The sequence below is a fragment of the Arachnia propionica genome (assembly GCF_003859805.1).
GTDB lineage: Bacteria > Actinomycetota > Actinomycetes > Propionibacteriales > Propionibacteriaceae > Arachnia > Arachnia propionica_C.
In genome coordinates, this window is record NZ_RQZG01000031.1 from 1 (window position 1) to 10,762 (window position 10,762).

At 58.9% G+C, this 10,762-nt stretch carries 11 protein-coding genes; 1 reads left to right on the top strand and 10 read right to left on the bottom strand.

Annotated features, from left to right (window positions below):
• Positions 1–745: hypothetical protein (locus EII34_RS15530; protein WP_221620324.1), on the bottom strand; the 745-nt coding region annotated here is incomplete at its 3' end.
• 255 nt (positions 746–1,000) lie between these two features.
• Entirely contained in the window at positions 1,001–1,213 is a 213-nt protein-coding gene (locus EII34_RS15535; RefSeq protein ID WP_185711391.1) for a hypothetical protein, read from the bottom strand.
• Between the two features lie 293 nt (positions 1,214–1,506).
• Here EII34_RS15535 and EII34_RS15540 point away from each other — a divergent pair, with 293 nt between their 5' ends.
• The gene (locus tag EII34_RS15540; protein ID WP_124846080.1) at positions 1,507–1,698 is read left to right on the top strand and encodes a hypothetical protein; all 192 of its coding nucleotides are present in this window, start codon (positions 1,507–1,509) and stop codon (positions 1,696–1,698) included.
• A 264-nt stretch (positions 1,699–1,962) separates the two neighbouring features.
• Here the strand turns inward: EII34_RS15540 and EII34_RS15545 are convergent, their stop codons facing one another.
• From EII34_RS15545 to EII34_RS15580, 8 genes are all read right to left on the bottom strand, one after another.
• The gene (locus EII34_RS15545; protein ID WP_124846081.1) at positions 1,963–2,610 is read right to left on the bottom strand and encodes a hypothetical protein; all 648 of its coding nucleotides are present in this window, start codon (positions 2,608–2,610) and stop codon (positions 1,963–1,965) included.
• Positions 2,611–2,798: 188 nt separating this feature from the next.
• A complete protein-coding gene (locus tag EII34_RS15550; RefSeq protein ID WP_124846082.1) occupies positions 2,799–3,374 on the bottom strand; it encodes a hypothetical protein in 576 nt (191 codons plus the stop codon).
• Positions 3,375–3,570: 196 nt separating this feature from the next.
• Complete coding sequence (locus tag EII34_RS15555; RefSeq protein WP_124846083.1) at positions 3,571–4,140, bottom strand: hypothetical protein; 570 nt, start codon at positions 4,138–4,140, stop codon at positions 3,571–3,573.
• Positions 4,141–4,341: 201 nt separating this feature from the next.
• Positions 4,342–4,788 carry a hypothetical protein gene (locus tag EII34_RS15560; protein ID WP_124846084.1) on the bottom strand — a complete coding sequence of 149 codons (447 nt, stop codon included), beginning with the start codon at positions 4,786–4,788 and terminating at the stop codon, positions 4,342–4,344.
• 361 nt (positions 4,789–5,149) lie between these two features.
• On the bottom strand, positions 5,150–5,722 hold the full coding sequence (locus tag EII34_RS15565) for a hypothetical protein (protein WP_124846085.1): 573 nt from the start codon (positions 5,720–5,722) through the stop codon (positions 5,150–5,152).
• Positions 5,723–6,188: 466 nt separating this feature from the next.
• Complete coding sequence (locus tag EII34_RS15570) at positions 6,189–6,794, bottom strand: hypothetical protein (protein WP_124846086.1); 606 nt, start codon at positions 6,792–6,794, stop codon at positions 6,189–6,191.
• A 109-nt stretch (positions 6,795–6,903) separates the two neighbouring features.
• On the bottom strand, positions 6,904–7,527 hold the full coding sequence (locus EII34_RS15575; protein ID WP_124846087.1) for a hypothetical protein: 624 nt from the start codon (positions 7,525–7,527) through the stop codon (positions 6,904–6,906).
• A gap of 126 nt (positions 7,528–7,653) precedes the next feature.
• Positions 7,654–10,762, bottom strand: a 3,109-nt coding sequence (locus EII34_RS15580) for an RHS repeat-associated core domain-containing protein (protein ID WP_311767295.1), incomplete at its 5' end; no start/stop codon positions are given.

Below are 10,762 nucleotides of genomic sequence, written 5' to 3' on the forward strand. Positions count from 1 at the left end.
TGGCATTCGCCACCGTCACCACGCCATCCCCACCAGCAGCCTCAAACGCCCCCGCCACCACATTCGCCCACGACACATCATTGTCATTCGCAGCAATGTAGGAATCGAAGCCAGTGAAGACGCCCGACGCTGACAGCGAACCCCACTTGCAGCTGCCTGTGAAGTTTGAATAAGCAGTGGAAGCGGTTGTGGCTTTCGGGCGTAATTCGTCATTCCCGCCCGAAGAGTTGGTTGCGAAACTCCGCAGATTCGCAGGTCGTGCAGAGGATGTCCCGGTGTGTCCTGAGCCAGTCAGGGGCTGCCGCTCCGGAGGTGTCACCGGGGTCACCGAGAACGTGGGAGCTGGATCCGGAGGTCCCATCGGAGGGGCCTCGCCCCCGGTGAACCAGTCCGTGACGTGATCCCACCAGCCCCGGTCCTCCTGGCGCTTCTTCCAGTCCCGAGCCGTCTGCCGACGCTCCTGTTCCGCCTTTGCTGATGCCTTCAGGTCCTGCACGGCCTTCACCACCTCGCGCAACCGCGTGACCAGAAGGGAAGCATCAGACGCCTGAACTGAGCCATTTTGTTGGAATAGCTGGGCGTAATATCCTGAGAAGTCTTCCAGCCCGTGGGACAGCCAAGAGGAGCGCGAAGCAGTCTGATTCTCAACAGTGTCCGCGGCGTCATTGCATGCCGTGATCAGTGCGTCAGCATGTTCATGGTTGAACTGGACATCCTCTGAAATGCCCTGCATCACATCACTCATGTCACTTGCTCCACTCTCTTCGGTTTCGATGTCTTTGGTGAGCCATGCTAACACGGGCTGGTGTCACCCGAAATGGCCTCGGTCCGACATGCGGTCACGCCCACGCGTTGCCGTGTCGGAGTTTTGGTCGACCCGACTCCTGAGCCTGAACCAGACATCACCATCGATACGCTTCATCACATCACTCACGCTGCCAAGGGGTCGGCAAAGTCTGATGGTCAGGGGTTTTGCTGGTTTGGTGTGTCGTTTGAGGAGTCAGCCGACCTGTCCACTCGGTTGGATCGCCTGGATCAGCTCCACCGTGCCACCCGAGCAGGCATAGCCGCGCCCCGTGCTGATGCGCACCGGGGCCCGACGGGGGAGCTGCGCCCCCAGGATCTCCCCGTCGAAGTCGACATTGGGCTGTAGCAGGACACCACAGCGCGACTTCCGCAGGGTCTTGGTCCAGTGGTTGTACAGGCCGCGCAACTCGTCGGAGCGTCCCGAGGCCAGGGGGTCGGCGAAATCGTGTTCATGTGGGGGTGGCTAGGAGTTTTGTGGCTTGGTCGGGGTGTCTGAGGAGGGTGGCGATACGGGTGTTGGGGCCGTGGGTGTGTCGGATGAGGCTGATCGCGAGGTTGCGGAGGCAGGCCATGGCTTGGGGTGCGTAGCTGGTGGTGGTCCTCGTCGAAGACGACGTCACGGAGCCAGTCAGGGGTTGTTCAAAGTCGTGGTTGTGGGGTTGTGACTAGGAGTTTTGTTGCGTGGTTGGGGTGTCTGGCGTGGTGTCGGAGGTGGGTGGTGATGCTGGTGGTGGGGCCGTGGAAGAGGCGGATGAGGTTGATGGCGAGGTTGCGGAGGCTGGCCATGATCTGGGGGCCGTTACCGGTGCGGGCCTGGTGGTGGTCTTCGTTGAAGACGACATCTCGGATCCAGGTTCCCTGCTGGTCCAGTTCGCGTTGCAACTTGCGTAGCCAGAAGCCTGCTCGCTTTAGCCGTGTATCTTCAGGCTTCATAATTGGTCCTAAAGTGAATAGCTGGGCAGTGAGGTACGTTCAGGTAGACCGAAAACCGCGTCACGGAACATGCCTCAAACAAGCTGTCGCCACCTTAAAACATGGTGAATCCTCGGCGCCATCTGTCGCCGCCCATGCATAGCCGTTGCTGCCGCCATTGAATCCATCCTTTGGGCTCCTGAATGTTCCTCATTCTCTTGGGTGGGTGTCAGAGGGTTCGGGTCAATTTTTTTCCATGTTGGTTTGCTTCCGCTTTTTATTCTTTATTCGATGCAGCTTTCTTGTCCGGAGGTTTACTCTCCAGAGTGCTGCAAGGGCTGAGGCGAGTGCTGCGAAAACTACTCCCGCCGCGCCGAATGCGACGGCGTGGTTGGTTATGATGGCGATGGTGATGAATAGTGCTATTGCCGCCACTCCTCCCAGAAGGAATAGATTGAATCGCGAACCGAACTTCTTCTGGCTTGCGTGCCGTTTCTCGACAATTCTATCGAGTTCTGAGATGTTTATTTCTGGTGGCGAGGGGGAGTCAATTAATTCCTTGATCCATCTGATCGAAGATGTCCCCGTCAGGAGATACCCTCCAAGCGTGGGTCCGTGAATGCATGTAAACCAGTCTTCTTGCCGGGCGAAGTATTTTGCTCCGGGTGGGGCAAAAGAGAGAATCCATTCTCTTCCGTTGAACTCCAGAAGGATCTGTCCTCGATTCGTCCGTGCAACGTATCGCTGCCACAGGTCCACGCCTTCCCTCCAAGGGAGTTGTTGGAATGGTGTGCCGTGTGTTGACATCTCCTCCATGAATCTCCGCATTTTTCGAGTTATTTTGGGGCCGCTAAGCGGCGGCTTTGTGTGTTCTCTGTCATATGCGTTCATGCCTTCACGATCAATCCTGAGTCGGTGACGGTCCAGTCGTGTGGGATTGGCCCGGTCGGGGGAGGGGGCGGGGAGGCGGGTACGTACCTTGGGGCTCCGGGGGTGGTAAAGCCAATCCAGATTCGCGTAACCCCCCAGCCGGATGGAAGGGGATACTTCGGGAAGCGGCGTGAATATCGCCTCGGGAGTCACTTTCTGAGGCTCCTCATGAATCGCGCCGATTTGAAGAGGTGGGTGACGAAGATGATCGCGCAGGTGAAGGCGTTTATCCCTGCGATGGTGTTTTTGGTCACTGAGGCGACCCAGAAGAGTCCAAGAGAGAGTGCGAGCAAGGCGACGGCAATTCCCCCCGTGAACATCCAAACTATTTTATTTCCGTGGCGGATTCGAAATTCTGCAATTTGGTCCAGGGAAGTGGGGGTGATTTCCTGTGGGATGCCTTCGGAGAGGGTTTCAGTGATCCATTGGATGGACTCCTCGAGGTCGGGTGAGTGCCAGCTGCGTTTTTGTCCTTTCAGACATGCTTTCCATTCGGCTGCATCTGCGAAATACTTGGCGGCGGGGATCCTCAAGCGCAGCGTCCAAAGTCCGTTGACGTCGATGATCCACACCTGGCCAATTGGCGTATTGACTACGAAATCGCGGCCGTGGTCGTTGTTGTTGGTGGCGGTTGGGTGTACAGTAAGTCCCTTGGTTTCAAGTTGTTTCGTGAATTCAAGCAATGTCTCTGGTGGTTGCGATTTTGCAACGTCATGCCAAGTCATGCGGACTTCATCCTATCCTGCGGGGACGATCAGGCCGGAGTCGCTATGGGGCCAGCCTGAGGGGATGGAGCCGTATGGTGTGGGGCGTGAAAGCTTATCATGTGCCCGCCTGAGCGAGATGTTGGTGATTTTCTCTCCCTTGGGTGTTTTCGATGGGTTTGTGGTCAGGTCGATACTGAGCTTTTGCTTCCTTGTCTTAAGTGAACCTTCGTGTGCCATCTTGCGACCTTCGTTTGGTGTGTCCGAGTTGTTTGCTCTTTCGATGGTTTCGCCAAGCTCTAGCCAGCTGGGCAATAATTATGGCGCATGCATAGCCGAAGACTCCGAATGCAACGCCTGTTTTCTGGGTCGTGACTGCGACCCAGAGGATTAGGAAGAAGCCCAATATTGAAGCCGCGAAGATGAATTTATCCCATGCTTTGGGGTACCTTTTCTTGTAGTATCTCTCTTCGACGATTTTATTCAAGGCTTCAATGTCTATACTCAGGGCTTGTTCTTTGAGCAGGCCCCTCATCCATGTGATGGATGCTGGCCCAGCAAATAGGTGTCCACTGGGTGAATATCCTCGAGTGCACTTGATCCAATCTTCTCGCCTTGCAAAGTATTTTGCGCCGGGTGGGGCGAGTGAAAATACCCATTCTCGACCGTCAAACTCCAAGAGGATCTGCCCGACGCTCGTATGTGCCGAGTAGGATTTCCATAGGTCTATTCCCTCGCGCCACTCGCGCTCAGTGAAATGGATTCTCTGCTGTTCGAGCTCCTTCAAGAATTTCCGCAAGGCTCGAGTTGATTTTTCGGGTTCGGGTGCCACGAGTGACTGCCTCTCTCGGTTTTTTCAATTTCACGGTTTGATGAGCAGCCCAGATTCTGATGTGATCCAGCCACTGCAAAAGTTGCCGGTGAAGGTTCTGCTGGTGATGAGGTCGAGGGGGCCAAGGGAGAGGATGGTCCGCGCGCCTTCCGCATGTTAGCTCTCTTTCTGCCTGCTTGTGTAGCCAAGTTTCTTTCGTCGCCGATGAACTCTCCATGAGGAGCCGAGTATGGACAAGATTCCCACCGCCACGACACCCACGGCACCGGGGGCAATGGGTGAATCAACCGCGAAGGCACTCCACGCAAACAAGGGGAAACCGATGATCACCGCCCCCCAAAACAGAGCGACCTTCGCCTTGGAGTACCTTGGGCTGGCATATCGCTTTTCAACTATCCGGTCCAAGGCATCGACATCCACCTCGGGAACCTTCTCATGTTCGAGCAACTTCTTGACCCAGAAGACCGAAGCGGTCTCTGATGATCTATATCCTCCTCGTGCTGGGCCTTGCAGGCACTCGGTCCAATCAACATGAGCCGCGAAGTAGCGAGCGCCGGGAACTGCAAGGGAAAGCAGCCACTCGGTGCCATCATACTCCGCCAAGATGCACCCAATGTGGGTCCATGCCGCATAGCGTGGCCACAGGTCAACCCCTTCGCGCCACGGCAGCTGCTGGAAGGGCGTCCCTTGCCGCGCCAGTTCGTCTTGGAACCCGCGCAGCTTCCGGGAGGCCCATCTCAGGTGTGGCGTTGTGGAATCCATTGCTCCTTCTGGATGATGTTGTGGCGCTCTTGCCTCAAGGCATCTTGCCCGCTTCTTGGCGCGAGTCTCATTATGTCATTGTAGTGGGTTTCTGGGGTTGGGGTCCCAATAATCCACAACTTTGGGGTAGATCTAGGGGCAATCGCTTTGATTCGGCGAATTCTGGGGATCAAGCCGTGGTAGGCATGGCTGCTAGCGCGAATCATTCTCTGAGGCTCCGCATCAGTTTTCCCCACTTGAAGAGGTAGATGACGAAGATGATCGCGCAGGCGACGGCGTTCATTCCTGCGATGCTGTTCTTGGTCACTGAGGCGACCCAGAAGAGGCCGAAGGAGAGCGTGAGCAAGGCGACGGCAATACCTGTGCTGGCAAGCCAGACAAGCTTTTTTCCGTGTCTGAAACGGAATCCTGCCACTTGGTCCAGTTTTTCTGCGCTGATTTCAGTGGGGATTCCTTTTGAGAGTGTTGTTGTCAGCCAGTTGATTGATTCGTCGAGTGTAGGGGCTTTCCAATTGTGTTTCCGTCCTTCAAGGCAGGCTTGCCACTCTGCTGCGTTGGCAAAGTAGGCGGCTCCCGGCAGTGCAAGCCGAGGTTCCCACAGCCCGCCCAGGTCCATGATCCAGATTCGGCCGATGTGGGTGTCGGCTACAAAATCGCACGCATCGCTCTTCTCGGACGGCAAGGCAGTGACCTTGATTCCTCGTCGTGCAAGTTCCTCGATGAAATAGGCGAGTTGCTCAGGTAGCTTGGGTTTCACTTCTTCGGAGTGGTCCATGTGAGATTCCTATCCACCGGGGACGATCAGGCCGGAGTCGTTCTGCGTCCAGCCCGGCGGGATGGGGCCGTTCAGCATTGGGCGCGATGACTGGATGTGGGGAGCAGCTGACTGCGGTACAGCGACACCTGACTCGTTGATGACCCGCCCGGTAGGGAGGTCGGTAACAGGGGATGGAGTTGGGCTGGCCCGAAGTCTCCGCGCGATGGCTCTGTAAGCAATCCGGTAGAACGGGGTGACTGCAACACCAAAGGTCGTGGCCGCAGCCCCGGCAATGTCTTCCAGGTGAGGTGCTTGGTGCAGTGTTTCTTTCTGTGCTCCTTGCGTTCTTGGTCCGTGACGGGTCGCAGACCCGGCGGCCCTTGGCCGTGAGGGGTTATTGTTGACATGATTGTCAGGGTTGCCGGTGAAGGCTGTGCTGGTGAGGTGGCCAGGGGGAGAGGTCGGTTCGCGTGCCTTGCGCATACTATCCCTCTTTCTTCTTGCTTGTGTAGCCAAGTTTCTTTCGTCGCCAATGAATTCTCCACAGTGAGCCCACCACGGACAGGACCCCGACTGCGACAGTGCCGATGGCGGCCCCTGCCAAAGGAAAGTCTGCAACGATGACCCACCAACTGAACAGTGGAAGCCCGATCGCCAAGGCAAGATAGAAGAGGGCCATTTCAATTCTGGTTGGCTTCCGTAGGGTTTTTCTGCGCTCAGCAACGCGGTCAAGAGCATCGACATTGATTTGCGGCGGATCCTCGTCTTTCAGGAGTTTTCTCAGCCAGAACACTGCCGCCGACTCTTCGATGCTGTACCCTGTCCGGGTCGGGCCGTAAAGACACTCCGCCCAGTCTGCGTAGGTTGCGAAGTATTTTGCCTCAGGAAGGGCGAGCGACAAAATCCATTCGGAACCATTGTACTCAGCCAAGATGCGCCCGATGTGGGTCCATGCTGCGTAGCGTGGCCACAGGTCAACTCCTTCGCGCCATTCCAGCTCGATGAAAGGTGTGCCTTGGTCGCGCAGCTCCTTCTGAAATCTGCGCAACCAAAAACCAGCCCTCAACAACTTGACTTCTTTTGCTGGCATCATTCTTCTTTGATGGTGTCGACCGCTTCCCGGCAGGGAAGCCTCTCCGCACTGTTGGCGGCTTCAAACACCTTCGAGTCATGGGGTGTAAGCCCCGGGGGCAGGTTTGTCATGGAGAATCGCAAGGTTCCCCTCCCTCCTTCTTCTGGGTGTAGCCAAGTTTTTTCCGGCGGCGCCGGATGCGCCACGAAGACGCTACCCATGTGAGTATTCCGGCGGCCAACGTGCCCACGGCGCCCGCAGCAATGGGCGATTTGACGACGAATGCACTCCAGGCAAAAGTGGGGAAGCCGATGATGATGGCCGCCCATAGGAGTATGACCTGCCTCTTGGTTGGCCCAGGTTTGGTGAGTCGTTTCTCTACAATGCGATCCAGTGCTTCGACGTCGATGTCGGGAGTCTCGTCTGCTCTGAGCAGCTTCTCCAGCCAAATTGCAGATCCCGTCTCTGACGTGTCATGCCCTCCCCAGAACGTGCCGTACATGCATTCAGTCCAATCGGCGTAAGTAGCGAAGTGGCGGGCATCCGGCAGTGCCAAGGACAGGGTCCAATCCCTGCCGTTGTACTGTGCCAGTATTCGTCCGATACGACTCCAGGCCACATGGCGAGGCCACAGATCAACGCCTTCGCGCCATTCCAGCTCGACGAAAGGAGTCCCCTGCTGGTCCAGCTCGAGCTGCAGTTTGCGTAGCCAGAAGCCTGCTCGCTTCAGCCGTTTACTGTTAGGCTTCATAATTGCTCCTACCGTAAGCCGTTGAGTTGGCTCCTAATCTGCTGCGGGTCGGGTCAGATGAGGTGCTTTCAAGGCCTTTCTTCTCTAAACTAGGAATCTTCGGTCGTGTGAATAAAGGCGCGAAGCTCATGGGAGGTCCTCAAGTGGGCCTTCGAATAGGGCTCGTCGAGGTTGGGGTTCAGGGAGAACTCGGCGCGGAATTGATGCAACAGGAGCCTCGATTCCGCTGCTGCGACGCGGTTTGAATACCGGCTCAATCGCGGCTCTTCGTGGCAGAGCTTGGCTGGGGCCGCTTGGTCTCACTGTTCCAGGCACAACATCCGAGGTTCCTCGAGCTGGAGTAGTGGGGGGAGGCCCTTCAGGGATGCTGCCTGCTCCGCCATCATTTCGCGCCCCGTGGATGCCTTTTCCTATGCCAGTCAAGGCGGCATTTGATGCCCCACCGATAATTCCACCCCATAAGGCACTGTTCATGACGCTTTCCCAATATTCGTCGCCTGTTAGGCCCTGTTTAGAGGCGACATAGGCTCCCTCTATTGCTCCGCTCCCCACTCCAAGGCCAGCGCCCAGTCCTGCTTGTCCCCAGACGCTTCTGGCGGCACTGGCGGCCAAGCCACCCGCCTTCGATAGAGCGGTTGTGATTCCGCCTCCGAGGGCTCCAAATGCAGCATTGATTCCAACTTGGATCATGTCGGGGGGTTGTCCTGGCTTTTGGAAGCCTTGTGTTGCGATGTTCATGCCGCCGCTGAAGAGTACGCCGCCGATGATCTGTGCGCCGGGTATGGGGGTGAATGTGATGATGGCGCCTGCGATTGTGATTCCTGCTCCGATCACCGCGGTGCCGTTGCGTTCCCAGAAGCTCCCGGTGTGGTGGCGATGGGTGTATTCGGCGAGTTCTTCGTCGGTGACGGGGCGGAGACCCAGGGGGTCTTGGGCGTGGAGGGGGTTGTTTCCGGTGTAGTGGTAGGGGTTGCCGGTGAAGGCGGTGCCGGTGATTGGGGGGAGGGGGTCGGGGGTGAGGAAGCTGCGGGTGTCGGGTTGGTAGACCCGGTGGGTGAGCCATTCGAGGCCTTCGATGTGGAGGCCGCCGTCGGGTGTGATGGCGATGCCGTCGATGGTGGTGGCGGGGTGGGTGTCCCAGGGGTTGCTGTGGGTGGTGCGTCCTGTTCGCCAGCCGGTGGGCAGCCATTGGTGGCCGATGGCGGTGCCCGCCCAGGTGGTGGTGATCGCCTGGTCGTTGATCTGGAGGGGTTGGCTGGTGGTGTTCCAGTACAGGGTGGTGTTGTTGACGCGGGCGAGTTCGCTGAGGGCGTTGACGTGGAGGCTGGTGGCTCCGTGGGGGCCGTTGATGTGGGTGAGCCAGCCGAGTGCGGACCATGTGTAGTCGATCCGGCCCGAGGGCCCATCTTCGGTGATGCGTTTGGCGTCGGCGTTGTAGGTGTATCGGGTGATGTCTTGGCCGTGGTGGCGTTCCAGCAGCTGACCTGCGGCGTCGTGGATGTAGCGGATGGTCTGGTCGTTGTTGTGTTCCTCGATGAGTCGTCCGGCCTGGTCGTAGGTCCAGGTACACACCCTGCCGTGGGGGTCCCGGGTCTCGATGAGTTGCCCGGCCGCGTCGTGGCGGTACCTGGTGGTCTCCCCGTTGCGGGTGATCGCGGTGATCCGGCCGTCGTCGTCGCGGGTGATGAGGGTCTCGACGCTGCCGTCGGGTCCTTCGATGTGCTGGCTGCTCACCTGCCCGTTGGTGTAGTGCCAGGTCTGGGTGGAGTCCGGGCTGTGGGATTCGACGAGCCGACCCGCCGGGTCGAAGACCTGGGTGATCTTCCCGGCGGGAGTGGTGATGTGGGTGCAGTGGCCGAGTGGGTCGTAGCCGTAACTGGTGACATCGCCGTTGGGTGTGGTCACTTGGGTGCAGCGGCCGAGCAGGTCGTGTTCCCAGCGGGTTGTGGCGGTGTTGCGGGTCTGTTCCACCAGTCTGCCGGACTGGTCCCATCGGAGGTGGTGGGTGACGGGTGTTTCGGGGGCGGTGTGGTCGTCAACCGTCACGGTGTTGTGGGCCCAGTCATACTCGTGGGACGCGACCACGAGCCCGTTCACGACGATCTGGTGGACCTGTCCGGCTCCGTCATGACGCCATTCGAGGCGCTCACCGGTGGCGCGTTGATGTCCGATGAGTCGTCCTGCGGCGTCGTAGGTGTGGTGCTTGGTGCGGCCGAGGGGATCGGTTTCGGCGGTGTTGAGGTCGAGGTGGTTGAAGGTTCGTCGTGTGACATGGCCGAGGGGGTCGGTGATGGTGGTGGCGCGGCCACCTTGGTCGTAGCTGTAACGCGTGACCCGGCCGAGCGCATCAACAGCCTCGATGAGCTGTCCCGCCGGGTCGTAGTGGAAGTGTCGGGTTCCGAGGAACCGACTCCACGTCTTGATGACTCGTCCGCACGGGTCGTAGCGCCAGGTCGAGCGGCCATGGACTGGATGGCGGGTCTCGACCACGCGGCCGCAGGGATCGTAGCTGTAACGGGTCTCCTCACCAAGGGAGTTGATCTCAGCGACGAGGCGGTTGTCGGCATCCGTGACAAAGACCGTGGTGTGGCCCAACGCGTCGGTGACCGAGGCCAGCCGACCGGTCACCTTGTCGTAGCCATACGACGTGGCGGACCCGTCGGGGTGGTGGATCTGCAGGACCCTCCCGGCCGGATCCCTGCGAAGGGTCGTGACCCCACCATCAGGGTCGATGTGTTCGACCGGGCGGCCACATCGGTCGTATCGGGTGTGGTGGGTGCCGCCATGCGGATTGGTGGTCGAGACCACCCGACCGATCCGATCCAGCACCTGAGTGGTGGTGGGGGGATGAGGGATGTCCGGATGCTGCCAAATCTCGGTGCGGTCCTTGGAGTACCCGGTGGTCCAGCTCCGTCCCGTCGGATCGACCTGTGAGACCACCTGCCCCATGACGTCATGGGTGTACTCCCACCGGGCCCCTTCGGGATCGGTGACTGCGACCAGCCGCGACAACGCATCATGGGTGTATTCCCAACGCCTGCCATCCGGCAACACCGTCCCGGCCAGAAGACCCAGATCATCATGGAACGACTGGGTGGTTCGATCCAGGGGGTCGGTGACAGTAGCGACCTCACCTGCGGTGTTGTGGGTGATCTCGGTACGCGCCCCGAGTGGGTCGATGGTGGCGGTCAACCGTCCGGCCGGGGTGTGTTCGAATCCCCACCGGCCTCCGTCC

Coding starts and splice junctions, on each gene's coding strand:
- EII34_RS15545 (WP_124846081.1), bottom strand. CDS start 2,610: ATGAACGCATATGACAGAGAACACACAAAGCCGCCGCTTAGCGGCCCC.
- EII34_RS15550 (WP_124846082.1), bottom strand. CDS start 3,374: ATGACTTGGCATGACGTTGCAAAATCGCAACCACCAGAGACATTGCTT.
- EII34_RS15565 (WP_124846085.1), bottom strand. CDS start 5,722: ATGGACCACTCCGAAGAAGTGAAACCCAAGCTACCTGAGCAACTCGCC.
- EII34_RS15570 (WP_124846086.1), bottom strand. CDS start 6,794: ATGCCAGCAAAAGAAGTCAAGTTGTTGAGGGCTGGTTTTTGGTTGCGC.
- EII34_RS15575 (WP_124846087.1), bottom strand. CDS start 7,527: ATGAAGCCTAACAGTAAACGGCTGAAGCGAGCAGGCTTCTGGCTACGC.